Origin of the sequence: Desulfitobacterium chlororespirans DSM 11544, from assembly GCF_900143285.1 — a bacterium.
Classification (GTDB): domain Bacteria; phylum Bacillota; class Desulfitobacteriia; order Desulfitobacteriales; family Desulfitobacteriaceae; genus Desulfitobacterium; species Desulfitobacterium chlororespirans.
In genome coordinates this window covers 318,868-345,135 of sequence record NZ_FRDN01000004.1, presented here as the reverse complement: position 1 = coordinate 345,135, position 26,268 = coordinate 318,868, and the positions used below count along the sequence as shown (strand labels likewise).

General features: G+C 52.0%; 23 protein-coding genes. 20 read left to right on the top strand and 3 right to left on the bottom strand.

Features of this window, described 5'->3' with window-relative positions:
- The first annotated feature begins 25 nt into the window (after window positions 1-25).
- The 6 genes from BUA14_RS04460 to tig all read left to right on the top strand — a co-directional run bounded on the left by BUA14_RS04460 (window position 26) and on the right by tig (window position 7,367).
- Entirely contained in the window at window positions 26-1,351 is a 1,326-nt protein-coding gene (locus BUA14_RS04460; RefSeq protein ID WP_072771466.1) for a radical SAM protein, read from the top strand.
- A gap of 6 nt (window positions 1,352-1,357) precedes the next feature.
- Window positions 1,358-3,538, top strand: coding sequence for a molybdopterin-dependent oxidoreductase (locus tag BUA14_RS04455; protein ID WP_072771465.1), 2,181 nt, complete (start codon window positions 1,358-1,360; stop codon window positions 3,536-3,538).
- Window positions 3,539-3,608: 70 nt separating this feature from the next.
- Entirely contained in the window at window positions 3,609-4,088 is a 480-nt protein-coding gene (locus BUA14_RS04450) for a GNAT family N-acetyltransferase (RefSeq protein ID WP_072771464.1), read from the top strand.
- Window positions 4,085-4,930 carry a TIGR04282 family arsenosugar biosynthesis glycosyltransferase gene (locus tag BUA14_RS04445; RefSeq protein ID WP_072771463.1) on the top strand — a complete coding sequence of 282 codons (846 nt, stop codon included), beginning with the start codon at window positions 4,085-4,087 and terminating at the stop codon, window positions 4,928-4,930. The genes BUA14_RS04450 and BUA14_RS04445 overlap by 4 nt, the downstream gene beginning before the upstream one ends.
- A 36-nt stretch (window positions 4,931-4,966) precedes the next feature.
- Window positions 4,967-5,992 (top strand): NADH:flavin oxidoreductase, encoded by a 1,026-nt coding sequence (locus tag BUA14_RS04440; protein ID WP_072771462.1) that lies wholly within the window; start codon window positions 4,967-4,969, stop codon window positions 5,990-5,992.
- Between the two features lie 70 nt (window positions 5,993-6,062).
- On the top strand, window positions 6,063-7,367 hold the full coding sequence (gene tig / locus BUA14_RS04435) for a trigger factor (protein WP_072771461.1): 1,305 nt from the start codon (window positions 6,063-6,065) through the stop codon (window positions 7,365-7,367).
- A 123-nt stretch (window positions 7,368-7,490) separates the two neighbouring features.
- On the opposite strand, the gene BUA14_RS04430 is transcribed toward tig, so the two are convergent.
- Genes BUA14_RS04430 through BUA14_RS04425 form a run of 3 tightly spaced genes read right to left on the bottom strand, consistent with a single transcriptional unit; the run spans window position 7,491 to window position 9,812 of the window.
- The gene (locus tag BUA14_RS04430; protein ID WP_242954546.1) at window positions 7,491-8,645 is read right to left on the bottom strand and encodes a DHA2 family efflux MFS transporter permease subunit; all 1,155 of its coding nucleotides are present in this window, start codon (window positions 8,643-8,645) and stop codon (window positions 7,491-7,493) included.
- Complete coding sequence (locus tag BUA14_RS28410; RefSeq protein ID WP_242954545.1) at window positions 8,543-8,911, bottom strand: hypothetical protein; 369 nt, start codon at window positions 8,909-8,911, stop codon at window positions 8,543-8,545. The genes BUA14_RS04430 and BUA14_RS28410 overlap by 103 nt, the downstream gene beginning before the upstream one ends.
- A complete protein-coding gene (locus BUA14_RS04425) occupies window positions 8,898-9,812 on the bottom strand; it encodes a TetR/AcrR family transcriptional regulator (protein ID WP_072771460.1) in 915 nt (304 codons plus the stop codon). The genes BUA14_RS28410 and BUA14_RS04425 overlap by 14 nt, the downstream gene beginning before the upstream one ends.
- A 419-nt stretch (window positions 9,813-10,231) precedes the next feature.
- On the opposite strand from BUA14_RS04425, the gene BUA14_RS28405 reads away from it, so the two are divergent.
- The 14 genes from BUA14_RS28405 to BUA14_RS04360 all read left to right on the top strand — a co-directional run bounded on the left by BUA14_RS28405 (window position 10,232) and on the right by BUA14_RS04360 (window position 26,245).
- The gene (locus BUA14_RS28405; RefSeq protein WP_242869922.1) at window positions 10,232-10,357 is read left to right on the top strand and encodes a zinc-ribbon domain-containing protein; all 126 of its coding nucleotides are present in this window, start codon (window positions 10,232-10,234) and stop codon (window positions 10,355-10,357) included.
- 47 nt (window positions 10,358-10,404) lie between these two features.
- The gene (locus BUA14_RS04420; RefSeq protein ID WP_072771459.1) at window positions 10,405-11,031 is read left to right on the top strand and encodes a hypothetical protein; all 627 of its coding nucleotides are present in this window, start codon (window positions 10,405-10,407) and stop codon (window positions 11,029-11,031) included.
- A gap of 98 nt (window positions 11,032-11,129) precedes the next feature.
- Window positions 11,130-13,463 carry a molybdopterin-dependent oxidoreductase gene (locus tag BUA14_RS04415; RefSeq protein ID WP_072771458.1) on the top strand — a complete coding sequence of 778 codons (2,334 nt, stop codon included), beginning with the start codon at window positions 11,130-11,132 and terminating at the stop codon, window positions 13,461-13,463.
- A 2-nt stretch (window positions 13,464-13,465) separates the two neighbouring features.
- Window positions 13,466-13,963 carry an oxidoreductase gene (locus BUA14_RS04410; protein WP_072771457.1) on the top strand — a complete coding sequence of 166 codons (498 nt, stop codon included), beginning with the start codon at window positions 13,466-13,468 and terminating at the stop codon, window positions 13,961-13,963.
- Window positions 13,963-14,406 carry an FKBP-type peptidyl-prolyl cis-trans isomerase gene (locus tag BUA14_RS04405; protein WP_072771456.1) on the top strand — a complete coding sequence of 148 codons (444 nt, stop codon included), beginning with the start codon at window positions 13,963-13,965 and terminating at the stop codon, window positions 14,404-14,406. Before BUA14_RS04410 ends, BUA14_RS04405 begins: the two co-directional genes overlap by 1 nt.
- Before the next feature lie 424 nt (window positions 14,407-14,830).
- Window positions 14,831-16,597 carry a sigma-54-dependent Fis family transcriptional regulator gene (locus BUA14_RS04400; protein WP_072771455.1) on the top strand — a complete coding sequence of 589 codons (1,767 nt, stop codon included), beginning with the start codon at window positions 14,831-14,833 and terminating at the stop codon, window positions 16,595-16,597.
- A gap of 238 nt (window positions 16,598-16,835) precedes the next feature.
- On the top strand, window positions 16,836-18,818 hold the full coding sequence (locus tag BUA14_RS04395; RefSeq protein WP_072771454.1) for an FAD-dependent oxidoreductase: 1,983 nt from the start codon (window positions 16,836-16,838) through the stop codon (window positions 18,816-18,818).
- A 318-nt stretch (window positions 18,819-19,136) separates the two neighbouring features.
- A complete protein-coding gene (locus tag BUA14_RS04390; protein ID WP_178371627.1) occupies window positions 19,137-19,631 on the top strand; it encodes an NADH-quinone oxidoreductase subunit NuoE family protein in 495 nt (164 codons plus the stop codon).
- Between the two features lie 2 nt (window positions 19,632-19,633).
- Complete coding sequence (locus BUA14_RS04385) at window positions 19,634-21,634, top strand: NADH-ubiquinone oxidoreductase-F iron-sulfur binding region domain-containing protein (RefSeq protein WP_084078419.1); 2,001 nt, start codon at window positions 19,634-19,636, stop codon at window positions 21,632-21,634.
- Window positions 21,635-22,255: a 2Fe-2S iron-sulfur cluster-binding protein gene (locus tag BUA14_RS04380; RefSeq protein ID WP_072771452.1), complete on the top strand. Its 621-nt coding sequence runs from the start codon at window positions 21,635-21,637 to the stop codon at window positions 22,253-22,255.
- 152 nt (window positions 22,256-22,407) lie between these two features.
- Complete coding sequence (locus tag BUA14_RS04375) at window positions 22,408-23,490, top strand: AAA family ATPase (RefSeq protein ID WP_072771451.1); 1,083 nt, start codon at window positions 22,408-22,410, stop codon at window positions 23,488-23,490.
- The gene (locus BUA14_RS04370; RefSeq protein WP_072771450.1) at window positions 23,487-24,149 is read left to right on the top strand and encodes a hypothetical protein; all 663 of its coding nucleotides are present in this window, start codon (window positions 23,487-23,489) and stop codon (window positions 24,147-24,149) included. The genes BUA14_RS04375 and BUA14_RS04370 overlap by 4 nt, the downstream gene beginning before the upstream one ends.
- On the top strand, window positions 24,125-25,507 hold the full coding sequence (locus BUA14_RS04365; protein WP_072771449.1) for a vWA domain-containing protein: 1,383 nt from the start codon (window positions 24,125-24,127) through the stop codon (window positions 25,505-25,507). The genes BUA14_RS04370 and BUA14_RS04365 overlap by 25 nt, the downstream gene beginning before the upstream one ends.
- A gap of 414 nt (window positions 25,508-25,921) precedes the next feature.
- Complete coding sequence (locus BUA14_RS04360) at window positions 25,922-26,245, top strand: hypothetical protein (RefSeq protein ID WP_011461163.1); 324 nt, start codon at window positions 25,922-25,924, stop codon at window positions 26,243-26,245.
- Window positions 26,246-26,268 lie beyond the last annotated feature (23 nt).

The following is a 26,268-nucleotide window of genomic DNA, read 5'->3' as shown; positions in this document are numbered from 1 at the left end:
ATTTGCAAAATGGAGGAAGAAATCTATGAAGCAGCAATGGGAAGAAGGGATGACATTAGCGCAGACACAAAGCGTTTGTCCCCTCTGTCTGAACGTTGTCCAGGCCCGGATTGCCGTTCATGATCAGGCGGTTTATATGGAGAAGAATTGCTCCGAACACGGCTATTTTACCGCTTATTTATGGCCGGATGTCAATCATTATCAATGGATGCAGCAGTTTAACCTGCCGGCGCTGCCTCCTCATTCGCCTGTGGCGGTCCGGGATGGGTGCCCCAGCGACTGCGGGTTGTGCGGAGCTCATCTGCGCCAGCCCACCTTAGTGGAGATTGAGGTAACGGAAGGGTGCAACCTGCGCTGCCCGGTCTGTTTTATGGCAGCCAATGATTTTCATCCCGATCCCAATCCGAGTTTAGAGGCACTTGCTGAAAAGTACCGTTATATTCTTAGACACACCAACCCTGATACCAGTATCCAGCTGACGGGGGGAGAACCCACCACCCGTGAGGATTTGGCCGATATTATCCGTTTAGGCCGGGAGATTGGTTTTCAGGCTATTGAAGTGAATACCAACGGGGTAGTGATCGGACGGAACCCGGATTATCTGCAGAAACTTGCTGAGGCAGGAGTCAGCGGCATCTATCTCCAATTTGACGGGTTGACAAGGGAGGTCTATGAGCAAATACGGGGTGAGAATTTATTGCCCACCAAGCTTAAAGCCATTGCCAACTGCCGTGAGGCGGGGGTACAAGTGGTTTTGGCCATGACGGTGATTGAAGGAATCAATGAAGAGCAGATGGGGGAAGTGCTTGAGTTTGCCCTGGCCAACAGGGATGTGATTGTGGGAATTGCTTACCAGCCGGCCTTTGGTTCCGGGCGGTTCGATGTGCCCTTGTCCAAGCGCCTGACTATGGGAGATGTGATCTTTATGCTGGCTGAACAGAGTGAGGGTATCCTCGAACCCTATGATTTCTGGCCCTTGGGATGTTCCAATCCCTTATGTTCCAGCTCCGCTTACCTGGTGGAGGATCAGGGTAAAATCGCCTCACTTTCGCGACGGCTTACTCCCCAGGAATACAGGGAGGCCATTAATCCCCAGAGTCCCCAAGGGTCGGTTTTTGCCGATATTGCTTTGACGAACTATCCGGATCTTGAGCCGGGTTTGACCATCCTCATCGAAAACTATATTGATGCCCGCACGATGGATTTAAAAAAACTGCGGGAATGCAGCATGATCGTTGCCGGCAAATCCGGTGGGCTGACTCCTTTTTGCGGCTATCAATTGACCAATATCAATGGCGAAAAGCTATCCGAAATCAGAAAACATCAAGATAATCAGAAAGCATCAAGGTGAAGGCGTATGAGTGAAAGAAAAGTCGTTCCGACCAACTGCCGCTTCTGCGGCTACCAATGCGGACTCCTGGCCACGGTGGAGGGTGGCAAAGTCCGCAAGGTGCAGCCGGACCCTTCACGCTATCCCAATAATGCCGGGATCATGCGGGGCTGCAAACGTTGGCCCTTAATTACCGAAGTGATGGATCATCCCCAAAGAATCAACTATCCCCTTAAGCGGGTTGGGGAAAGAGGCAGCGGCCGCTGGGAAAGGATATCCTGGGAACAGGCCCTGGACGAAATAGCCGCTAAGCTTGCCGATCTTAAGGAAGAGTTTGGCCCGGAGGTCTTGGCCACCAGTATCGGCGGGCCCCACACCACCTTTTGGCCTCTGCACCGGTTTTTGGCTCTTTTTGGCAGTCCCAACAATATGGGCATTGGTCAAATCTGCTGGAACCCCGGCATCTGGGCCAATACCCTGACCTATGGCTGGCCTGTGGATATGGAGCTGGACCCGGAGGGGACGGAATGCGCTATTCTCTGGGGGGTTAACCCCTCCCAGTCGGATAACTCCTTGTTCTGGCATACCGTTAAAGAATTTAAACGACGGGGCAAACCCTTAATTGTGGTGGATCCCCGTTTAACTGGGACGGCACAGGAAGCTCAGCTGTGGCTGCCGGTGCGTCCGGGGACAGATGCGGTACTGGCTTTAGGGCTTTTGCAGGTGATTGTTGAAGAGAAACTCTATGATGAAGAGTTTGTGCAAAACTGGTGTCACGGCTTTGAGCGTTTATGTGACCACCTCACTCCTTATACTCCCGCTTATGTGGAAGAAGTTACGGGTGTGAAAGGGGAGGATGTGATCAAGGCCGCCCGCCTCTATGGAAAGAATACTCCGGCTTGCCTGTACAGCGGCAGAGGAATCGATCAACTGGGTTTAAACAGTTTTCCCACCCATCGTGCTTTGGCCATCTTAAGGGCCATCACCGGCAATTTGGATAGGCCTGGAGCTTCCCATTTGAGTGAGATGCCTGATTTTATTCCGGAGTTGGAGTTGGAACTCAGTGAACCCTATGCTGCAACATCTCCTCAACCGGTTTCCCAAGAGAAGCTCCTGCTCCAGTCTTATCAAGGCTATGCCAAAGTCCGGGAGCAGACCATGAAGCACGGGAAGCGCTTGCCCATGCGCTATTTAACTTCTGCCCATCCCCATCGCGTCTGGAAGGCTATGCTGACAGGAGAACCTTATCCCATCCGGTCCATGATCGTGATGGCCTCCAACCCGCTCTTGACTCAAGCCGACACTCAACTGGTCTACAAGGCCTTAAAAAGCCTGGATCTTTTGGTCGTTTTAGAGCTGTTTCAAACCCCCACCTCCATGCTGGCGGATTATGTGCTGCCCAGCGCCGGGGTGCTGGAGCGGCCCCTTCTGGAGACCAAGGCCGGGGTGGCCAATATTGCTTATGGAGGAGACCAGGCCGTCGAGCCTTATTATGAACGCCGCCCGGACTATGATTTCTGGAGGGAATTAGGACTGAGACTGGGCCAGGAAGAGGCATGGCCCTGGGAAGCCTATCGTGAAGCTCTGGAATACAGTTTATCCCCCCTCGGCTATACCTGGGATGATTTTTCCTGTACCGGACTTTATTATCAGGATAATGAGTATCGGAAATACAGGGAGCGTGATGAGCAGGGGAATTCGCGGGGATTTGCCACGGTAAGCGGGAAGGTGGAGATCTATAGTGAACTGCTGCAAGATATGGGGGCAGATCCCCTGCCCAGCCCCCGCTCTCTTTCCCAAGGAAACGCCGAGTTTCCCCTGATGCTCATGAGCGGGGCCCGCTTCCAGCCTTACTATGCTTCCAGCTACCATCAGCTGGAGCGATTGCGGCGGATGCATCCGGAACCGATTGTGGAAATGAGTCCGGAAACGGGACGGAAACTGGGCTTTGAGGAAGGTGCTCTGGTGGATGTAGAGACAGAAAGAGGGAAAGCCCGTTTCCGGACTCGGTTTGTCCCCATGTGCGATTATGCAGTGAGCGTGGAGTATGGCTGGTGGTATCCGGAGATGAAGGCGTCGGAACCGGAGCTGGGGGGAATCTGGCTTGCCAACGCCAATCTGCTCACCAGCGGGGATTTCGATGCTTCGGATCCCTTGGTCGGGACCTGGACTTATAATGGTATTCCCTGCAGGGTTGTCAAGGTGTGAAAGATGTAACAAGATATAACTAAATATAGAAAAATATAACTGAATATAGCAAGGAAGGAGGCCTGGCTCCATGGCTGCAACCATTGCCTTTGCCCAAGGGCAAAATGAACAGCAAGTGATGGCAATTTTAGATGCCTATGGCATGGGCATCCCCGGAGATGTTGAAGAGCTGCTCATCGTTCAAGAGCAGGAGGAGATAACCGCCGTGGCCAAGATCGCGGAGTTCGATGAGGGCAGGTTTTTTCTGGAGGTTATCGGGGTCAAGAATGGGAAGCGATCCCAGGGTGCCGGCAAGCTGCTCTTAGGGAAGATCTTGGAGAATCCCTGGGAATGCTGCCGATATGCGTTTTCTGAACAAGAAAAAAACAGGGATTATACTGTGTCAACTTTGGCCAGAGGCTATGCTCTGGGTTTCTATCAAAAGATGGGCTTTCAAGCATGTACCTTAGCGGAGATCCCGGAATGGTATCGGGATCAGTGTGAGGAATGTCCCGAACGGAATACTTGTGGGCCAAGGCCGATGATTTATAGTGGAGGAGAGCGAAAATGAAAAAAGCAATCTTAGTATTTACGAAAGTACCGCGGGTAGGGGACTGCAAGACCCGTTTGACAGAAGCCCGGGGAGGTATTCTTACCTACGAGGAGGCCACGCAATTCTATGAGGCCTGTGTGCTGGATGTGATGGATGTATGCCTTTCCGTGGAAGAAGCTGATTTTTGGATTTGCTATAACATGGATGGGGATCGCCCTTACCTGGATACCCTTCTGGCTCAGGTCAAGCGCCCGGAGAGAATTGCCGGAGTCTTTCCCGATCAGGGGGGGAGCTTTGATGATTGCATGCAATATGCTACAGATTATATTCTTAAGTCCGGGGCCCCGGAGCGCCTGGCCGATGCGGTTTTGATCAGTGGCGGGGATTTGCCTACCCTCCAGCCCCATATTCTTAAAGATGCGTTGAAAAAGCTTGAGGTTTTGAGTCACAGCGAAGCAGGGTATAAGGTTGCCCTCAGGAAGGTCAAGGATCAAGACGGGATGGAGATTGGTGCCGCTCTGGTCGAAGGAGCCTGTCAGGAAGGCGGTTTTTCCTTAGTGGGGCTGACCTGTACGACGGATTTCGATTTTCATTCTGTTTTCTACAATATGAATGGAGTCACCGCCCTGGATATGCTGGCTAGCAAAGCCATCCGGGAAAATCTTCCCTTGGCCTATGTGGAAGAAGTTCCCGATGTGGATATCCCTGTGGATTTGGCCAGTCAGATCCCGATGCTGCGGGTCATGGAACATGCCGCCCGCTATGACGATTTAATCATGGTGCCCCACAGAACCATTGGGATTTTAAATCAGTTGGGCATTGAATCGGTGGCTTTACCGCCGGACAAAAAGCCGGCTTAAACGATAATTGATCGAAAAGATTAGGGGGTGATGGTTATGCTGCCATTATTTGAGCCGATCCGGATTAAAGATTTAGAAATAAAAAACCGCATCGTTATGCCCCCAATGGCTCTGGATATTGCCACAGAGCAGGGAGCCATAACTCATAAATTAATCGAACACTATCGGATGCGCACCCGGGGTGTGGGCATGATTATTGTTGAGCATGCTTATGTTCACTCTGAAGGGAAAGCTCATCCCTGCCAGTTAGGAATTCACAGGGATGACTTGATTTCAGGCCTGGAGCATCTGGCCGCTGAAATCCATAAGCAGGGAGCGGTTGTGGGAATTCAAATCAGCCATGGGGGAGCAAGGTCCATGGGCAATATTTGCGGTCCTTCCAGTATCCAATCCCAATATCTGACACGATTCGGAGAGGGAGATCGAAAAAACGGCCGGGTCCTGCCCAGGAAGCTGGATCAGGAAGGCATCAAAGGAATTATTGCCGATTTTGCCCGGGCAGCCCGCCGCGCCCAAAAGGCCGGCTTTGATTTCGTGGAAATTCACGGTGCCCATGGCTATTTAGTCAACCAGTTTTACTCCCCTCTCACCAATATCCGTCACGATGAGTATGGAGGCTCACTGGAACGGCGCCTGACTTTCCCCCTTGAAGTGGTCAAAAGTGTGAGGCGTGCCGTCGGCAAAAATATGCCGGTATTTTATCGCCTGGGAGCAGATGACCGTCTTCCCGGCGGCAATACTGTCCAAGAAAGCGCCCTCGCGGCACAGGCTTTAGAGGCAGCGGGAGTGGATTGTTTGGATCTCTCCGGGGGCATTTCCGGTTATCTCCGCCATGGGGAAGAGGGCTTCTTTGCCTATATGGGTGAAGCGATCAAGCCTCAGGTCACTATTCCGGTTATGGTTACGGGCGGCATTAAAACAGGGAATAAAGCCAATGAAATGATCGCCGGCGGTATTGCCGATTTTGTCGGCGTGGGCCGCACCCTCTTGAAAGAAAATGAATGGGCTTACAAGGAATGGGTCAGGATGGGTTCCGGAACCTGCCCTTATCAGCTGATTTAAAGTAAATCTATGACTGAACTGATTGAAGCATAATAGATCCGATCATAAGGGTGTAAAGGAGTATGAGCCAATGAATGCCGTATTAGAAAACATTGAGAACAGTGAAGCCCACTTCCGGTTTACGATTGACTACAAAGTCTTTGAGGAGGCTCTGGAGGAGACCTATAGGAAGAACAAGAAGAACTATCAGGTTGCAGGATTCCGTAAAGGAAATATCCCCCGTTCCGTCATCGAATCCCACTATGGCCCCACAGTCTTTTACCAGGAAGCCCTGGACTTGATCATGGCCGCTGAATATAAGAAAGCAGTCGAGGGTCTGGCTCTCAACACGATGGGTGACCCGGATATTGAAGTGGGAGAGATCGAAAAAGGGCAAAAGTTAAGTGTAAAAGCCAGTGTGCCTGTCGTACCGGAAGTGACCCTGGGACAGCTCGAAGGAATAGAGGTTACCATTCCGAAGGCCAGAAAAGTAAAGGAAACCGATATCGACAAGGTTTTAAAGGATCTTCAGTACAAGAATAAAAAGATTACGGATAAAGAGATGGCACCGGCTGAAAAGGGAGACACAGTTACCGTAGACTATGATTGTGAATTGGATGGTACAAAATTTGAACCGGTCGTGGATTACAAGGCCCTGATTGAGGACAGTTCGGATACTATGGGCTTCGAGAGCCAACTTAAGGGTGCCCATAAGGGCGATATCCTTACGATCAAACAAGTTTTTCCCCAAGATCATCTGCAGCCTCAGATTGCGGGCAAGACGGCCTGTTTTAAAGTCACAGTGAAAAAGGTGGAGAGAATTGAGATGCTGCCCTTGGATGACGCCTTTGCTCAAAAGGTGGGCAATGTGAGCACAATGGAAGAATTCCGCACTGAAATTAAGAAAAACCTGGAGCAAGCTGCAGCACAGCGAGTACAAATGCAGCGCAATAATGCCATTTTGAGTGAGCTCTTCAAGCGATGTCAGGTCAAGATCCCGGAGTCACTGATCATGCAGCGGGCCATGAGCATGCTGGAACAATTCTCCGGCCAGTTGGAGGCTGAAGGGGGAACCTTGGATCTTTATCTCCAGCTGATGAATAAAAAAAGCGGGGACTTTAAAAGAGAAGTTTGGGAAGATGCCGAGAATTCTCTGAAAGCAGATTATATTCTGGATAAGATCATCAAAGAAAAAGGCTATACCGTCAGCGAAGAAGAGCTTAACCAAGGTTGTGAGAAATTTGCCCTCAGCATTAATATGTCACCGGAGAATGCCGGACAAAAGCTGGGGCCTCTTGTCACTAAAGTAGAGCATGATCTTAAAGCAGAAAAAGCATTTCAATATCTGTTGGAGCATGCTGTGATTAAGGAAGATAATGGAGATAAAACGGCCTGATACCAGTATGGGTATATGGCCAGTGCAGCTGCCGAAAAGAATGAAGGATATTCTAAAAGGGGAGTATCGCTGACTACTTAAATAAAGTAGTTTGGCAATACTCCCTTTACGCATAATGATCATTCATGCTGCCGGCTGCTTTGAGCGTTGTTCCTTGATTAAGAAGGAGAGGATGATCCCGAGGAGTCCAAGAACAAAAGAAGCCAGGAAGGCCTTATTCACTCCATCCACCATGGCCAGAACCGGGGTTTGGGCGGAGGATGAAACGGTTGCGGTACTCATAATCGAGATGAGCATAGCCGTACCGATTGCCCCTGCCACTTGCCGCATGGTATTGCTCATGGCGGTACCATGGGCCAGCAGGTGGTGAGGCAGGATATTCATAGAGGCAGTCATTAAGGGCATCATGGTCATGGACATCCCCAGCATCCGAATGGAATAAAGTACGGCAAGAAAAGTGAGAGAAGTGGAGGGGGCCAATAAGAAAAAGGGAATATTTCCTAGGGAGAAAATAAGAAAGCCAATGATGGATAAGCTCCTGGCACCAAATTTATCATACATCATCCCCGAAATCGGGCTCATCAGGCCCATGACAATTGCTCCGGGGAGAAGCAGCAGGCCCGAAGAAAGGGCGGAGTCTCCGCGGACATTTTGAATGTACAGCGTCAGAATCGTCTCTCCGCCGATCATGCCAATAAAGAGAATCATGGAGAGAATTGTTGACAAGGTAAAAAGAGGCCGGGTAAAGACTCTGAATTCCAGCAGAGGCTTGGCTATCAGCAATTGACGCCAGATGAAGGCTGCCAGAGTGACAGCACCGACCAGAATCGAAAGGGTGACGCTTAAGCTTCCCCAACCGGCAGCACCGACCATACTGAAACCATAAAGAAGGCCGCCGAATCCCAGGGAGGACAAGAGGATGGAGAGGACATCCACACGGGGATTGCTGACTTCCATAACATTTTTCAAGCTGTAATAGGCAATGATTATCGTCAGGACACTGATCGGCAGGACCAGATAGAATAAAGAGCGCCAGCTGTAATGGTCCACGAGCCAACCGCCTAAAGTAGGACCGATGGCCGGGGCGAAGGAGATAACCAGCCCTACCATCCCCATGGCCGCCCCCCGTTTACTGACCGGAAAGATAATCAGCATGATCGTTTGCATCAGGGGCATCATAATCCCGGCGCCTGCGGACTGGATAATCCGTCCGGTGAGCAGAACGGCAAAATTGGGAGCCAGCGCTGCCAGAAGGGTCCCGAGGGTAAACAGCAGCATCGAAGCCAGATAAAGACGGCGGGTTGTGAATCTTTCCTTAAAAAGGCTGTCGTTGGTATCATAATTCCATTGACCAACAAAAACGCGGTGGTCAGCCATTGGGCTTTATTGGTATCGACATGCAGATCGGCCATAATATGCGGCAAAGCAGTCACCAATAGGGTTTGATTAAGAAGTGCCACAAAGGATCCAATCAGCAGCACCCCGACCACCAAATTAGCATTGATTTTTTCTTTTGCTTTAGGTTGGCTTTCAACGGTATCCATCCCTTGCTTCCCCCTTAATTTTAAGCTGCCTGAGAAAAATCTGCTCTAAGTGCAGGGCACTTTCTTTCAGTTCCGGATGCTTTGTCAAATAAACGAATAAGGCCTCGATAAGAAAGCCCCTTGGTTCATCCTGGCGCTTTTCTTCATCAATTAGTGAAATTGTAGCGATTAAATCCTTTCTGCCAGGCTGGGGGATCGTTGCTTCGATCATCCGTTTTAAATCGGCTGTTGCTTTTTCCCATTCCTCAATAAGTGATGGGCCGGCTGCTGGGGCGGTGTTATTGAGTTCCAGGATAATGTCCTCAGGCAGTACGGCATCCTGATAATTTCCATGCTCAATGATGGCATCCATAGTACCGGCAATAAACGAAGCAATGCTTCGATAGTCCGGCCTGATTTCTTTTCTGTTTTCAAGGAAAGCAAAAAACTCCTTGACGATTCCCTGAAAGGTTAAGCTCAGCTCCCATAGGTAAGCGTCTGTCTTAGGACCATAGGCTGCGCTTAAGGACTCTTTATGCCAGTGCAGCATGATCCACTGTGTTTCATCGATCAGATGTTTAACCTGATGGTTCCGGATACTCTGATCGCTGTGCATAAGGATGGACATAAAGTCGCTGTCTTGATGGAATCCTTCAAATTCCATGACTATTTTTTCGATCAGCTGTTCTTGAGGAGCCAGGCTATCGAAGGCAGCGGATAAAGCTGCTCCCTGAATGATTTGATCACGTTTATACTGAAGCAGCTGCAATAAAATATCCTCTTTGGAATCAAAAAGCTGATAGATTGAGGCTTTTGAGACATTGCAATCTTTAGCGATATCCTGGACGGAGGTCGCGTGGAATCCATTGCTGGAAAAGAATTTGGCAGCCGTTTCAAGAATGAGTTTCCTTTTGCTATCCATGACTTAACATCCTTGCCTTTTATTTTGAGAACCATTGAGTTTTTAAAAAACTCAATGGTTCTTGATTTGAATTATAGTATAGTACTTGAATAAATGTCAATAATCAAAAAATTTGGCATATGGCCTATGAAGTATGAAGCAGGGGTGTTTACTGTCAAAGCACTGATCATATTCTGTGAAAGCATGCTGCTCTGCTGCTGTTTCAAAATAGTAATTTGCCGGATTTTTTCTCAAAATAACGGGGTTTATTGCTAAACTCCCCCTTATCTATCCCATTCAGGTGATTTTGCCGAAGAGATACCACAGAAAGCGGCTTAAACAGCCGGTTTCAGAGGCTGGCACGGTTTTTGCAAAATATAGTGTCTGCGCAGGTAAGAGGTAAAGAGTAATGAGGTAATGAGAGAAAGGAGGAAGCGGGAATGTGCTTTAGACCGCCGGCCGTTGGTAAACCGGTCATCTGCCCTAAATGTCAAAAAGTTAATCCACCTAATGAAAAAGAATGCAAGCACTGCGGAGAACCCTTAAAGAAACAGCCTGACAATTAGTTCTAATCCCGTCCATAGGCAGGCAAATGTACAGGAGGTAATTATGTATGGAACATAGGCAAGACACGGTCAAAAGCTGGGCCGACCCTTCTGCATTAGGCAATATCTGTATCGGACTGCTTTTGCTTTCCCAGTGGGGTTTTTTTACGGGTATCACAGGTCCGGCCACAGGGATTGTCCTCTTACCCTGGCTGCTGACCGCTATACCTGTCATCTTTGTCATCGTGTTCATTCAGTTTCGCTTGGGCGACTTTGTCGGAGGTACGGTTAACGGGCTCTTAGGAATTGTATTAATGGGCCAGGGGGCGGTTAAGGGGATCATCGCCCTGCTGTTTATCCTGTATGGGAAAGACATGCCCCCAACCTATGGGGCTGACGCCGGGTTGACCGACGCCCTCCCCCTGCTGTGCGCTTTTGTCGTTCTTTTGGCCGCCGGTTTTCTCTCCGGCCTGGGGCAAAGCAAAATCCAGGCCATCTGCGTTTGGGTTGCCGCGGTGGGCTTTCTGCTGATGGCGCTGGCCAGCCTGGGGATTAACTCCGTACTGGGGCTTGTGGGCGGCTGTTGTATGCTGGTTATCGGCCTCTGGCTTTTTTATGCCGGAATTGCCCTGCTTCTTAACGGGGCCGCGGGAAAAAGCCTTCTGCCCCTGGGCAAGCCCTTCGGCAAAAAGTAAGGGACTAAGCTTTGACCTTGATCCCAGCGGAAGAATCTGCTGGCAGAGTCGTGATTACAGAGTTGTTTTTTTAAATGAAATTAGGAGGTACATGAATCATGAGCACGGTAAAATTGGATACCCTTGCCGCCGTCAACGACCTTGGTAAACCGTGGCGCTACGAGGAGGACGGGCTGACCGTCACCCGGACCGCCGTCTGGTCCCCGCCGGGCTGCCATCCCGTGGGCTGCGGGCTGAAGCTTTACACCAAGGACAACAAACTTGTACGGGTGGAGGGGGATGAAAACCACCCGGTCACCCAGGGACGCCTTTGCGTCCGCTGCATCAGCCTGAAAGACTATGTTTACAACAAAAGCCGCATCACCTACCCCATGAAACGGGAACGCCAATACCGGGGGCAGGCGGATAAATGGGAACGCTGTACCTGGGACGAGGCTATCGACATTATCGAAAAGAACTACCGGGAGATCACCGCCAAGTATGGCCGTGAAAGCATTATTCTCTTTGCCGGCACCGGACGGGAGGGCGGTACTCTCAATCCTTATGGCTCCATGATGCTGGGCACCCCCAACTACACTTACACCCAATCCGGCTATGCCTGCTATGTTCCGCGCCTGGCCGGAACGGCCTATATGCTGGGCGTAACTTATCCGGAGATTGATTATGCCGGCGGTCTGCCGGGGCGCTATGATGATCCGGAATATCAGGTGCCGGAAGTTTTGGTCCTCTGGGGCAAGGCTCCTCTGGAATCCAACGGCGACGGCTTCTTCGGACATGCAGTGGTGGATTTGATGAAGCGGGGTACCCGCTTGATCGTGGTGGATCCCCGGGTCAACTGGCTGGCCAGCAGGGCGGATGTTCATCTGCGCCTCCGTTCCGGCACCGATGCCGCCCTGGGAATGGCCATGCTGAATGTGATTATTTCTGAAGATCTCTATGACCATGATTTTGTGAAGTACTGGTGTTATGGCTTTGAAGAGCTGAGGGAACGGGTGAAAGAGATGCCGGTGGAAAAAGCCGCGGAGATCACAGGCATTCCCGCCGCTAAGATCGTGGAGGCGGCCCGCATGTATGCCGCCGCTACACCCGCAGCCATGCAGTGGGGACTGGCTATCGATCAGAAGGCCAATGGGATGCAGGCCGGACAATGTATTGTAGCCCTGATGGCCATTACCGGCAACGTGGATGTGCCCGGCGGCCAGATCCTGGCCGACATCAATTTCGGCCTGAATGAGGTGGGTTTTGGTATTGAAGAAGGTGTTGGCAAAGAGCTTATGGACAAGATGATTGGGCTGGATAAATACCCGGTCTACTGCAACACCATCCTCAACGCCCATGCCGATATGATGCTGGAAACCTGTGAAACCGGCAAGCCCTATCCCATCAAGTTCGGATTCTATGCCGGCAACAATCTGATGTCCTGCACTTCGGCTGAACCCAAGCGCTGGCATGACGCCCTGGTGAAGACCCTGGATTTCTGCTTTACCATCGACTGCTTCATGACCCCTTCCGCCGAGGCCACCTGCGAGGTCTTTCTGCCTCTGGCCGCCGCAGCTGAGGAAGACGGTGTTTCCTTCACCCACTACAGCGGCTCCCCGGTGACCACCAACTTTATGAACCAGGCCTTTACCACCGGAGAAGCTCTCTCGGATATTGAAGCCTGCTTCAAAGTGGGCAAACGCCTTAACCCCCATATGTTTGAAGAATATCAGGATTATCATGATTTCATCGATCATCTGCGTCTGAGCCGTAAACTGAGATTTGAAGAAGCCAAAAAAGAAGTCACGATTCAGCGCGATGTGAAATACTACAAGTACGAAACCGGCGATCTGCGCATGGATCACTCTCCCGGCTTCAACACCCCCACCGGGAAGGTGGAACTCTATTCCACGGTTTTTGAGCAATTTGGGGAAGATCCGCTGCCCTATTATGAGGAGCCCCAGTACAGCCCGGTGAATACCCCCGAATTGTTGGCGCAATACCCCTTCGTTCTGACCACCGGAGCCCGCACTTTTGCCTTCTTCCATTCGGAAAACCGCCAGGTCCCTTATTGCCGTGAACTGAACCCGGACCCGCTGCTGGAAATTAACCCGAAGACAGCCAAGCGCCTCGGCATTGCCAACAGACAGTGGTGCGAGGTTTGGAATCAGTTCGGCTCTGCCAAACTCAAAGCCAAAGTATCGGAAGTCGTGGATGAACAGACCATTCATGCCCAGCATGGCTGGTGGTTCCCGGAAGAAGAAGGATCGGAACCGAATCTGTACGGTACTTTCCGTTCCAATATCAATAACCTGGTGCCGAATTTCCACACCGGCAAATTAGGTTTCGGAGCACCCTTCAAATGCTTGCTCTGCAACGTTAAACCCCTTGATGAGAATCTGGATACGGATATGAACGAAGTGTGGGAAAAATTCAAAAGGGAGGATCAGTAACCATGAGTGAAGTATACGGACTCCTTATTGACTACGAATACTGCAGCGGCTGTGAATCCTGCGTGGTGTCCTGCAAGGAGGAACACAATTATCCGGTAGGGAAATGGGGCATCCGTCTCTATGATGACGGCCCCTGGAATATAGAAGGGGACAGGTTCAATTTTAACCGGATTCCCATACCCACGGATCTTTGCGACCTTTGCGCGGACCGTACCGCCGGCGGGCGGGGACCGATCTGTGTTCATCATTGCCTGGCCAATGTCATGACTTACGGACCGGTAAAAGAGCTGGCTGAGAAATTAGCCGCCAAGCCCAAGCAGGTGCTTTGGGTGCCCCAGTATAAACCACTGGAAGCTAAGGGGAAATTTGTTTCCCAAAATGAGAAGCGCCACCGTGCCGCCGCCATTGATGTCAAAGCCGTGGACCACTTCCAGAACACGGTGCACCGCGCCGATGACCGGGTGGAACTGGTGGATATCAAGAAAGTGGAAGATAAGTAATGGCGGAGAAATACAGGCAGCGTTCGGGGAAATGCGTCCTTGTCCGCTACCGGGGCGGCCCGGTGGGGGAGGAGATGGTGGAAGACCGTTCCCAGGGTGAACCGGTGCGGATTATCATCGGCGCCGGTCAGGTGCCACCGGGAGTGGAGGATATCTTGAATGAGATGGAGATTGGCGGTCGGGGAGAGTACGTTATTCCCAGCGCCAAGGCCTACGGTGCCCATGATCCGGAAGGTGTGAAGACTTATCCCCGCTGGTTTGTCAAGGGCGGGGAACGGCTGGAGCCGGGGAGTATCATTGCCTGGGAACACCCCATTTCCCGGCAGTCCGTGCCGGTCAGGTGCGTTGCTGCAACCCCGGATACGGTGACCATCGATTTCAATCATCTGCTGGCGGGAAAGGATCTATGCTACTGGTTTGAACTGGTGGCCCTTTTGGATTAGACGACGGTTCTGTGACGGAGCAGTCTGAGCTTCGTTTCTGAAGAAAGCGGGCTTCCGCCGGCAGTTGCCGGCGGGGGCCCAAGGGGAGGCCATGATGTGCGGATATGGATGCACCTTATGTAACCGGTGCGGCAAGCTCACCAAAATATTGAACCGCAGAACCCGAATATGCCCTGACTGTCGTACTGAACCTCCAGCCGAGGCCATATTCTGCCCCGAATGCGGCCGCCAGCTCCCCCCCGTATACCCGCCGCCCCCAGGAGGAGTTGTTCCCAAAGCCTCACGATCAGAATCTTGACCGCCGGCATCTGTCGGCGTTTTTCTCATGTAGCAAAGGGCAATCCGGAGAAAAGTGATGCAAGGATTGTGAAAAGATGTATAATGGAAGTAAAGTTGAGGCCAGCCTTGGAAGGGGCGATTATGGATGTTATCTATTGAAAATTATCTGAGTCCAATCATAAGGAATATCGATAGCTCGTTAAGGTTCGAGCTTGATGAAGCAGATATTGTTTATATTGACAAGGTCAGGCAATTAAAGCTGGATTTGATTAACAACAGAGTTAAACTCAAAGATGTTGATATAGTACGCCTTGATATTGCCGAATCCTGGCTGAGGTCGTTTCAGGAATATCATGTGGATATGCAGGATTGCTCCAAAGCGCCGGCCCTTAACCAGAAAGCATTTTCCAAGAGAGTAAGTGAAAAAGAAAAGCTGTTAAAAGCTGCCGAGCCCTATATCGAACAGCTTGAAAGCATCGCAGCCAACACCCATTGCTTTATCATGCTGACGGACGAACAGGGAGTCATTTTAAGGGTGGTTGAAGGTGACTTTCAGGAAGCCAAAAACACCAACACCCAATTGCAGCTTTTACCGGGAGGGGTATGGACAGAAGCAACGGTGGGGACATGCTCCCATGCCCTCAGCATTTTCTTGCAATGTCCTACCCAGGTTTGTGGCTCCGAGCACTATTGTGAAAGCTTTTCTCATTCCTCCTGCTCTTCCGCCCCGATCTTTAATGCCAACGGCGGCCTGGAGGGGGTTCTCTCCATCGCCAGTCCATATATACAGCGGCAGAGCTCTCATTCCTTGGGGTTGGTGGTTTCCACGGCCTGGGCTATCCAGAACGAAATTCAGCTGTTAGGAAAAAATAGATTGTATGCCATCCCGGCCCAGGAGCGATCTCCCAATCATTCAGAAGCCCAATTCAAGTTTAAAGAGATTCTTGGGGAATCGGCAGCTATGTTGACGACCATAGATAATGCCAGAAAATTTGCCAGGATCGAGGCCAATATCCTGATTCAAGGGGAGAGCGGTACCGGAAAAGAAGTATTTGCTCAGTCCATCCACAATGAAAGCCGTCCCCGGGGACCCTTTGTGGCGGAAAACTGTGCGGCGATCCCCAGAACGCTGATTGAAAGCGAATTGTTCGGGTATGAAGGGGGCTCCTTTACCGGAGCGGAACGCCAGGGCCGGATCGGAAAAATTGAGCAGGCCAATGGGGGCACCCTCTTTTTGGATGAAATCGGCGATATGCCTTTGGAACTGCAGGCCGTGCTTTTAAGAGTGATCGAAGAAAAAAAGGTGAAACGGGTGGGAGGGAACCGCTCTATCCCGGTGGATTTCCGCTTGATTACAGCGACCAATAAGGATCTGCTTAAGCTGACCAGGAATAATCAATTTCGTGAAGATTTATATTATCGTATCGCCACCTTTAAGATCTGCATCCCTCCTTTACGGGAACGGGGGGGAGATATCCTCCATCTGGCGGAGCATTATATAAAGCTGTATGCCCAAAAACAAAAGATCCGCGTCCCCTCCCTGAGCAAAACAGCCAAGTATATGCTGCTGAAATACGATTGGCCCGGCAATGTGCGGCAATTGCAGAATGCGGTTCTCTACGCGGTCACGATGGCCAAGAACGGGCAGATCAGGCCGGAGGATTTTCCCAGTGAGATCGTGCTTGAAAACACTCAGGCCAATAACCCCAAGGCGCAGCCTTTAACGAGCGGCAAAGTGGATGACTGTGGCAAAGATAAGATAACATCTATAAATGAGTTGGAGAAAGTAGCCATCGAAAGGGCTTTGCAGCAGACCAACAACAATATCCGCATCGCTTCGGAATTGCTGGGGATGAGTAAATCAACCCTTTACCGGAAGATTAAAGAATATGATTTGTTTCTCAAAAATTAAAGCAGGTTTTTCATTTCATCCCTGATTTTACTCAAAAACGGGTCCCAAAATGAGAAAATGGGCTGAAAGATATTTTTTGAAGAGGATTTTGTCTCAAAATCCTCTTTTTTGCTGTCCCCTAAACTTAGAAAAAGGTCAAACCCCCTGAATTTAAAGGCTCTTGAGCAGTTGGCATAATTATTGCTATGGATTACGGTTAGGCCAATATAAATAATTACTTTTTAGGAGGCATGCATGGATGAAAGGAAATGAATTGAACCGGCGTAATTTTTTGAAGGGGGCCGCCGGGGTTGTCAGCGCGGCTGCTGTGGGAGTATTGGCGGGATGCAGCAGCCAAACGGCCGCTAAAGGGACCTACATCCCCGGTACCTACTCGGCTACAGCTGAAGGGATCAGCACCATAAAAGTGACCATGACCTTCGACGCCGAGAGAATAACCGATGTGCAGCTGGATGTTTCCGGCGAGACCAAGGACATCGGACAGGCGGCCGGTGGGACCCTCAGGCAAAAGCTGCTGGAAGCACAGTCCGCGGCCATTGACGTGGTAAGCGGGGCATCGGTCACCAGCCAGGGGGTTATGAAAGCCGCCGCGGCCTGTATCGCCCAGGCCAAAGGGGAGAGTGTGATTCTGCCGGATAATACGGCGGACGCTGCCGCTAATTCAGACAGCTCAGCCTGGCTTGGTGCTGAACCGGATATTTCCGACGCGGATTGTGTCAGTATTATTGATACAGAGGTTCTGGTGGTTGGCTGCGGTACCGGCGGCTTGTTTGCCTGCTGTTCCGCCGCTGAAAACGGCGCTAAAACCCTGGTGATCGAGAAAAACTCTTCCGGCGGCGGGGTGCGTGATGACCTGGGTGCCCTCAACAGCCGCTATCAGCAAGCTTTGGGAACAAAGATCGATAAGTTTGCTTATATAACCGAGATGACGAAGACAGCCGCCGGACGTGTGGACCAGCGTCTCATCCGGACGTTCTGCGAGGAGTCGGGAGAGACCATCAACTGGTATGGGGATCGTCTTGCTGAGCGTAATGTTCAATTGTGGCATGAAGGGGGCGCGGGAGACGCTGAACGCTACCCCTATTTTGCCACCGGTCACAGCCCCCGTTGGACAGGGAGCAATGACGGGAAAGGCCAGGAGCTTAATGGCAACACGGTGCTGTGCGATTATGCCGCATCTTTGGGTGTGGAATTTAAGTATGAAACCAAAATGCAAAAACTCATTATCGATAAGGGCAGAGTGGTGGGGGTATATGCCACAGATGCCAAGGATCAACCCATCCGGATCAATGCCGGCAAGGGAGTGATTGTGTGTACAGGGGGGTATGGCCGGAATTACGAGATGCTGGAGGCCCTTCAACCGGAGAATTCAGCACTTTTAGGGCGCAATGAAGCCATTCCCGGGACCACCGGTGATGGGATCCGCGCCTGCATCTGGGCCGGCGCCAAGTTCGATGATACCCATAGCATGATGGCCTTTGACCGCTGCGCCCTGAAGCCCGCTGCTGTGCCGGGACTGGAGCAGGCCAAATCCGGCGAGTCGGGATTCTTTTGGATGGGCAGCCAGCCCTGGCTGAAAGTGAATGCCGATGGCCAGCGTTTTTTCAACGAGTCCGGAACCTACGATGGGATTCTTCACGCCGATGCGTTCCAGAAAGATCGGTCTCATTATACGATTTTCGATTCAGATTGGACGGCCCACATCCAGAGCTTCGCTACCCATGGCTGCAGCCGTATGTTTCCTTTTGAAAACGGTGCCGACCCTAATATTCCCTTTCAGGCTGTGGAACATGAAATGTTGCCCGGCCTGGTGGAAGAGGGGTTTGTCGTCAAGGCTGATACCCTGGAAGAATTGGCCAAGGGTCTGCATCTGCCTGCCGATCAGCTGGTGAAGACTGTTGAGCGTTATAACAGGCTGTATGAGCTTGGTGAGGATCAGGATTTTGGCAAAGAGGCCAGCCGCCTCAGCCCTGTCCGCAAGGCCCCCTTTTATGGAGCTAAGAACTGTGGATTTATCCTTTGCACGATGGATGGCATCCAAATCAACACGAACATGAATGCCGTCGGCAAAGACGGCAGCCCCATTGAAGGTCTGTATGTGGTGGGGAATGATTCCGGAGCGTATTTCGCCCATAGTTATCCTAATCTCTCCACCGGTGCTGCTTGCGGCCGCACGGTCACCTTCGGACGCCGGGCGGGCAGAATTGCCGCCGGAAAATAGCTTTATCTTAAATCAAGCTTGGATGGTGGTCCTGATCTCCGTGTCTCAAAATGAAAGGATTTTTCCCATTTTGTTCTTTGGAGAATGTGGAATTATGAGCTGAAAGCCGCTTGGTTCGGTTGCATGGGGGTTCAAAAGCTTGGCACATTTCTTGCATCATTTATGAACAAAGTCTTTGAAAGGTCCATCGAGGTTGTGAGAAAATTGCCCTCAGAATTAATATGTCGCCGGAGAAAGAGCATTGCAGCGATTTTCGAAGAACATTCTGCAGCAATCCGGCATCCGGCAACACTATCCCTGCAAATGGAGGTCAAGTTGATGAGCACTCATACTGATAACAAGCTGTGCTTAGCGCAAATCATGGGGGAAATACCCGCAGATGATCAGAAGCAGCTGCTGAATATTTTGAATCAGCTTCAGGAAAAAAACGGATACATTGCTGAAAGGGATCTGGAAGAATTAGCGGTTTTGTCCGGAACGCCGGAATCCGTACTCCATGGACTGATGAGCTTTTTCTCATCCTACCGTACGCGCCCTCTGGGCCGGAATCATCTCTTGGTCTGTTCCGGGACAGCCTGCTACGCTTGCGGTGCCGATTTGATCTATAACCGTCTGGTGAGCGGCCTGGACCTGGATGAATACGGAACTTCCCCCGACGGATTTATTACCGTGGAAAAGGTTCAATGTGTTGGGGCCTGCAGTCTGGCACCGGTAACCATCACCAATAAGGAGTTGGAGGGCAAAGTAAAATTCACCCAGATAACCGAAAAGCTGGCCAGTTTAAGAAGGTGTGACGGGGGACAAGGTGCGTAAACATGGAAGTTAATGCGGAAATGAACACAGAACATCAGCCCCACCCGATCATTGCCAGGCTGGCGGAACGCTGCGGCTTGACTGAGGTCCCCTCACGGCTGGCCAGGCTGGCGGCAAAAGGCAACCGCCGGCTTTGCCCGCCCCGGATGAGCAGGATCAGTATCGGCATGGCTTCCTGCGGGCTGGCCGCAGGGGCAGGGAAGCGCCTTGAGCTCCTGGCGCGGCGGGAAGATTTTAAAGATAAAGTCATAGTCAGCCGGGCCGGCTGTCTTGGCGCTTGCTTTGAAGAACCGCTGATCGACGTCCGTACAGCGGAGGGGATGCACTACCTTTACTGCAGGGCGGACAGTTCCAACCATTGGCCGGTCATCCATACAGCCTTGAAAGGTACCGCCAATCGAGGCGTCAAGCTCAGCCTGCGGGAGAAAGAACCGGGGTTGCTCACCGGGTTTGCCGACCTGATTCCGGAGTCTTTTGCCAGCCAGGCTCTGCATGATTTTTTTCAGCACCAAAAGAGGCATGTGCTGGAACACTGCGGCTTGATCGATCCTTTCAGTCTGCCTGAGTATACCGCAACGGGGGGCTATTTTGCCCTGGCCAAAGCCTTGCTGACCCTGCGGCCGGAAGAGGTTATCGGCACAATCAGTGCTTCCGGATTACGGGGCAGAGGCGGTGGGGGATTCCCCACCGGCCGCAAATGGGAGATTGCGGCAGAGAGCCGCGATCCTCACCGCATCCTGATCGCCAATGGGGATGAAGGAGACCCCAGTGCTTACATGGACAGGACGCTCATGGAAAGCGATCCCCACCGGGTCCTGGAAGGTATGCTGCTGGCGGCCTATGCCACCGGCGCCCGGGAGGCTTATCTCTTTATCCGCAGAGAATATCCCCTGGCCGTGGAAACTATGGGCCGGGCTATCCAGGATGCTGAAGCCGCCGGCTTTTTAGGGAAGAATATTCTCGCAACGCCCTTCTCCCTGAACATAAAACTGGTCCAGAGCGCCGGGGCTTTCGTCTGCGGGGAAGAAACCGCCATGCTCGAGGCCATGGAGGGCCGCCGCGGCCAGCCGCGCCGGCGGCCCCCTTACCCTGCCCAACAGGGCTATTGCGGTCATCCCACCATCATCAACAATGTGGAGACCCTGGCCAATGTGCCCTGGATCATAACCCATGGCGCCGCAACGTTTCGGGAAACAGGCACTGCCGACAGTGCCGGGACAAAAATATTTTGCCTGACCGGAGATATTCCGAATATGGGTTGTATTGAGGTCCCTTTGGGTATCCGCTCCCCGGCAATCGTCGAGCAGATTGGGGGTGCTTCGGCGGATACGGTCAAGACTTTGCAGATCGGCGGGCCTTCAGGGGGTTTTGTGCCCTACACGGACTTTGCCCTGGATTATTCCTCCATTGAAGCTATGGGGGCTATGCTCGGCTCCGGTGGTCTGGTCGTCCTGAATCAGGGGCACTGCCTTGTGGATCTGTCCTGTCATCTGATCCGCTTTATGGCCGATGAATCCTGCGGCCGCTGCCTTTTTTGCCGGGATGGCCTGGGCCGGCTGGAAGAGCTGCTGCAAGCAATGATGGCCAACCATGGGACAGCTGAGCTGCTTGGAGAGCTGGAAGAACTGAGCGCCCTGGTCGCCGGCCTCTCCGCCTGCGGGCTGGGCCGCGGGGCAGTCAATCCACTGCTGACCTCCCTGCGCTATTTTCGCAGTGAGTATGAAGCTCACCTTAAGGGGATCTGTCCGGCTGCCTCCTGCAAAGCAATGATTCGTTTTGAAATTGAGTATAGGCGATGTTCGGATTGTAACGACTGTGTGATGAAATACTGTCCTGTTAAAGCCATTAAGAAGAATCCCGCCAAACGTGGCCCGCAACGCTATTATATTGACCATCTGCTTTGTCAGCGCTGTTGGACCTGCCGGCAGATCTGTCCTCAAGGATGCATCAGAGCCGTTTCCGACGGGGCGGGGAAATTATCTGCTGGGAATGGAGATGAGTAGGTGGCCCCACGCATTACAATCCAGGTTGACGGCAAGCAGCTGGAAGCAGATGAGAATGGAGTGCTCCTGACGGTATTGGTGGACAATGGGTTTACTGTTCCGGCTTTATGTTATCACCCCCGGTTGGGGGGGCATAGCCGGTGCAGCTTGTGTATTGTAGAAGTCAATCAGGGCGGTCAATGGGAAACCCGGCATGCCTGCGAGCTGTATTGCCGGGCAGGCCTGCAGGTGCGGACCGATTCACCGGGAATTCTGAACAAGCGTGCCTGGGCTGCCTGGCTGTTACTGCAGAGAGGTCCGTTTCCGGACACAGCCCTGGAAAACATGCTCAGGCAGATTGCCAGGGGGAAGGATTTAGCCCCCCCTGGGACAAATCCTCCGGGCCTGGGGACGAAAGCCCAGCCAGGATGCATTCTCTGCGGCCGCTGTATTGCCGTTTGCCAAAAGACCGGCAGAAATCACCTGACCTTCCTGGGCCGCGGGAAAAAGCTTCGCATCAGCTTTGTCGGCAGCCGGTCCCATCCGGAAGGTTGCGGAGAATGCAAAGCCTGTAGACAATTCTGCCCGACCGGTTATATTCAGACCAACGGTGAATCTGCTTTCAGTGCCAAACTTTATTGAATAAACTTCTCATCTCTTCTCTGGAAGGATGGGAAGTTTTTGCTTTTGGCTGGATATAAAGCATTATGGCTGGGTTAAGTTATAAATCCGGAAAGTATCTGGCAAAATATAACATATAGGATGAACCTACAGAATGAATGAGGTGCAAGACTATGTCCATAGTACCTGCTCTTTCGATTGCTTTGCAGGCCGGGGTTCCCATACTCACCTGGGGTCCCCCCGGTGTGGGAAAAACAGCGACGATAACTTCCCTTGCGGAGACTCTGGAACTGCCGCTGGAAGTGGTTATCGCTTCCATTCGTGAACCTGCGGATTTTTCCGGTCTGCCTGTAGTAGGTGAAGCGGGCGTACACCTGGAGCCGCCGGCTTGGGCCCATCGCCTGGCACGTGCCGGGAAAGGAGTGCTCTTTCTCGATGAACTGTCCACAGCGCCACCGGCCGTTCAGTCTGCCTTATTGAGGGTTGTTTTGGAAAGGGCGGTGGGCGATTTGGCTTTGCCCGGCAGTGTTTCCGTGGTTGCCTCGGCCAATCCGCCGGAACAGGCGGTTGGCGGATGGGATCTGTCCCCCCCGTTGGCCAACCGGTTCTGCCATCTTTATTGGTCATTGGACACCCAGGGGTGGATTGATGGCATGATTCACGGATGGTCTATAAGCCATTCAGCCCGTCTCCCTCAAGGTTGGGAAGATGCCGTAACAGGTAAGCAAGGGCTGCTTGCCTCCTTTATCCGGCACAGACCTCACTTGCTGCTGCAGGTGCCCAGTGATGAAAGTCAAGCCGGCCGGGCCTGGCCGTCGCCGAGGTCATGGGCCATGGCTGCCCGGTTATTGGCGGCAGCAGATTCCGTGACGGCAGAGGATGACGTGGTGGCCGCACTTTTGGCGGGCTGCATCGGGGAGGGCGCCTGCCTGGAATTCCTCGCCTGGCGCAAAGATTTGGATCTGCCGGATCCGGAAGAAATACTGGCCGACCCAACCCGGCTTAAACTGCCGGACCGGGGAGATCAGTCCTTTGCCATATTGACCGCAGTCATAACGGCAGCTACGGGAAGGCTGACGAAAGAACGCTGGGCCGCCGCCTGGCTCGTACTTGCTCTGGCTGCGGAGCAGGGGAAAAAGGATGTGGCAGCGGTGGCCGCCAAAAAATTAGCAGCGGCCCGCAGGCCCGAATTTCCTCTGCCCCAAAAAGAGCTTCGTGAATTTGTGCCGCTGCTGCAGCAGGGGGGCCTGATGTGAACTCTTCAGCCACCCCTTATAAAAACCTTCCCTGGGCGGAGAATGCCTCGAAAATTTATAAATGTGGCCGGGTCATCGTGGGCATGGGGGCCGGCCATGAACCCAGACTGGATTTCTATAACAGCACAAGTTCGAATCTGCCGGCCTATCTTATCTATGTGGTTTTTAAAATCACTCTGGGTCAAGGCTGGGTTGAAGAACTTGAAACGATTCATCGCCAACGTCCCGGTTTATGGAAGACAGAAGTCTGCCTTAATCAAGAGGGGGGCGAAGAGTATCGCCTTTATACCATTAAACAGGATAAGCCTGTCTGCTCATCACGGATCAGTATTGCCGACAGCCGGATTCACTCCTTTTCTATCTGGGCAGAGGATGCTGCCCCCCTTCTGAAAAAGGTTATCGAGAACTATCCTCCGGTTTTTCTGCCGAAACTCAAAAACTATCGCTACACTTACTTTTTTCCGGGGTACCTGCCTTTTTATGGCTTAGACAAAGCTTCAACCAATCTGGAGGAAACGATGAGCAGGCAGAGGGAAGAAACCCGGAAAATCACGGCGGATGAAAACAGCTTGCCAACAGGTGCCTGTCGGGCCGGTGATTCTTCCGGACTCCTGGAAACCATTGAAGCCTTAAAATGCCTGGAGGTGTTTATGGCGTGACTTTTCCGCAGGAATTGCAGGCGGCCCGCCTGCGCCTGATCAAAGAGCGTCCCTATCTGGCTTCTGCCGCCTGGGCTCTCCGATCGGTAGCGAAGCCGGGCTTGGGGACTCTGGCCGTGGATATGTATTGGCGGCTCTATTATGATCCTGGAGTTTTGTCTCAGTGGCCCCCGGAAATAATGGGAGGAGTTCTTTACCATGAGATCTGTCATCTGCTTCGGGATCATCCGGAGCGAATGAAATCTTTTAATCCTAAATTAAGCAATCTGGCTGCTGATGCGGAAATCAACGATGACCTGATCCGTGAAGGGGTCAAATTTCCGGTGCAGCCGGTTACCCCTCAATCCATCGGTCTGCCGGATAATCTGCTTGCCGAGGAGTACTATACAGCATTGGCGGGCCAGGAAAAGTCTGCAGACGGCTCCCCCAAGAATGAACAAACGGATGCACCCGGGCAGGAGAGTGATCAAGGTAACAGCCCCGGCCATTCCCATGATGAGAATGGCAAAGATACTCATGCTGCGGATAGAACACATGAGAAGGATGGTCAGGGGGAGAAGACTCCGGTGAAGAAAAACAGTCCAAGTTATAAAGATGAGGACTTACCTATACCTGGTTCAGGCCGCTGCGGTTCCTGTGCAACAGGTCAAAGGGCCCCTTGGGAGGAGGAGCCCCCCGGCAAAGGCTCAACATCCGGGATCAGCCCGGTGGAAGGAGAGCTGATCCGGCGGGATGTGGCCAATCAAATCGAAGAGCATGTCAGAGGGCAGGGAAAGGTTCCCGGACATTTGGTACGGTGGGCTGAGGAAAAACTCCGCCCCAAGATCGACTGGAAAAAACAGCTTGCCTCGGCAATCCGCTCCACTGTAGCGGATACGGCAGGAGCCACGGATTATTCTTACAGCCGCCCCTCCCGGCGCCAGGGAAAGGTTGGCCAGGGAGAGGTTATTTTGCCCTCCATGCGGCGGCCTGTGCCGGCGGTTGCCATCATAGCGGATACCAGCGCCAGTATATCCGATCCGATGCTGGCCCGGACTCTTGCCGAGATTTCCGGCATTCTTAAAGCCTTGGGCCGGCAAGAAGGAGTTCGGGTCCTGGCCGTGGATCATACGGTTCAATCCTGCCGCAGGGTGTTTCGTCCGGAGCAAATCCGGCTTACCGGCGGTGGCGGAACAGATATGAGAGCCGGCCTGGAAGGTGTATCGAGGCTGAGGCCGTTGCCCCAGGTGGGAATCGTATTGACCGACGGTTATACAGCATGGCCGGAGCAGCCGCCGCAAGGAATGAAGGTCATCGTCGTGTTGTCAGGAGATGGAACAGCCCCGGATTGGGCCAAAGTCATTCAAATGAGTGTATAGATACCTGATGAGAGTATAGATACCTGAATGAAGCATATAGACACCTGAATGAAACGGGCCTGATGCAAAACGTTGCTCATAACGTAGTGCGTCAGGCCCTGTCGGTATCTGCCGGTCCTCTGCTCAAGAGGAGTTGTCAGATTCGAATCCGGGTTCGAATCTGGGGTTGACCCGGGCGGAGTTTCATTATGAAAAACCTTTGCTATATTGAGACATAATCAGGCCAGGCGCTCCCGGGACAAAAGGCTGGAAAAGCCTGATAGACAAGGAATTGTGAACTTGACCGCAGTTGGCATGTTTCTTGCATATGTTTCTGGTGTGAAAGGACCGGTAAGACAAAAAGCAGTAAGTATCCTTTAATAAGCTGATAATTAAGGAATTAGCCGGTAAGACGAAAATCAGGAGGTATTTGATGTGGGATCAGAACTTAAATCTGTCACGGTAAAAATGCCTGCAGCCATGGTGGATCAAATCAAATGGATTGCCGAGAAAAGGGGAGAAACCGTATCCGATACGGTTCGGAATTTAATCAACAAAGCATTGGCAGAAAGAGTCTATGAAAAGAATACCGAGCTGTTAACCAAAGTGGTCCGTCAGCAGGTCGAAGCCGCGATCAAATCCTATGTTATTTTCCCATCCTTGGATAATACGGAACGGACCGTAAGATTGGTTGATCAGGTCTTTGACCGCAGGGTCAGCCTGAGCCGGGAGAATCGTGATAACAATTTACTGAGCTAGTGGACAAACTTCTGGGCAGGATT

Coding starts and splice junctions, on each gene's coding strand:
- BUA14_RS04460 (WP_072771466.1), top strand. CDS start 26: ATGAAGCAGCAATGGGAAGAAGGGATGACATTAGCGCAGACACAAAGC.
- BUA14_RS04455 (WP_072771465.1), top strand. CDS start 1,358: ATGAGTGAAAGAAAAGTCGTTCCGACCAACTGCCGCTTCTGCGGCTAC.
- BUA14_RS04450 (WP_072771464.1), top strand. CDS start 3,609: ATGGCTGCAACCATTGCCTTTGCCCAAGGGCAAAATGAACAGCAAGTG.
- BUA14_RS04445 (WP_072771463.1), top strand. CDS start 4,085: ATGAAAAAAGCAATCTTAGTATTTACGAAAGTACCGCGGGTAGGGGAC.
- BUA14_RS04440 (WP_072771462.1), top strand. CDS start 4,967: ATGCTGCCATTATTTGAGCCGATCCGGATTAAAGATTTAGAAATAAAA.
- tig (WP_072771461.1), top strand. CDS start 6,063: ATGAATGCCGTATTAGAAAACATTGAGAACAGTGAAGCCCACTTCCGG.
- BUA14_RS04430 (WP_242954546.1), bottom strand. CDS start 8,645: ATGCTGCTGTTTACCCTCGGGACCCTTCTGGCAGCGCTGGCTCCCAAT.
- BUA14_RS28410 (WP_242954545.1), bottom strand. CDS start 8,911: ATGGATACCGTTGAAAGCCAACCTAAAGCAAAAGAAAAAATCAATGCT.
- BUA14_RS04425 (WP_072771460.1), bottom strand. CDS start 9,812: ATGGATAGCAAAAGGAAACTCATTCTTGAAACGGCTGCCAAATTCTTT.
- BUA14_RS28405 (WP_242869922.1), top strand. CDS start 10,232: ATGTGCTTTAGACCGCCGGCCGTTGGTAAACCGGTCATCTGCCCTAAA.
- BUA14_RS04420 (WP_072771459.1), top strand. CDS start 10,405: ATGGAACATAGGCAAGACACGGTCAAAAGCTGGGCCGACCCTTCTGCA.
- BUA14_RS04415 (WP_072771458.1), top strand. CDS start 11,130: ATGAGCACGGTAAAATTGGATACCCTTGCCGCCGTCAACGACCTTGGT.
- BUA14_RS04410 (WP_072771457.1), top strand. CDS start 13,466: ATGAGTGAAGTATACGGACTCCTTATTGACTACGAATACTGCAGCGGC.
- BUA14_RS04405 (WP_072771456.1), top strand. CDS start 13,963: ATGGCGGAGAAATACAGGCAGCGTTCGGGGAAATGCGTCCTTGTCCGC.
- BUA14_RS04400 (WP_072771455.1), top strand. CDS start 14,831: ATGTTATCTATTGAAAATTATCTGAGTCCAATCATAAGGAATATCGAT.
- BUA14_RS04395 (WP_072771454.1), top strand. CDS start 16,836: ATGAAAGGAAATGAATTGAACCGGCGTAATTTTTTGAAGGGGGCCGCC.
- BUA14_RS04390 (WP_178371627.1), top strand. CDS start 19,137: ATGAGCACTCATACTGATAACAAGCTGTGCTTAGCGCAAATCATGGGG.
- BUA14_RS04385 (WP_084078419.1), top strand. CDS start 19,634: ATGGAAGTTAATGCGGAAATGAACACAGAACATCAGCCCCACCCGATC.
- BUA14_RS04375 (WP_072771451.1), top strand. CDS start 22,408: ATGTCCATAGTACCTGCTCTTTCGATTGCTTTGCAGGCCGGGGTTCCC.
- BUA14_RS04365 (WP_072771449.1), top strand. CDS start 24,125: ATGCCTGGAGGTGTTTATGGCGTGACTTTTCCGCAGGAATTGCAGGCG.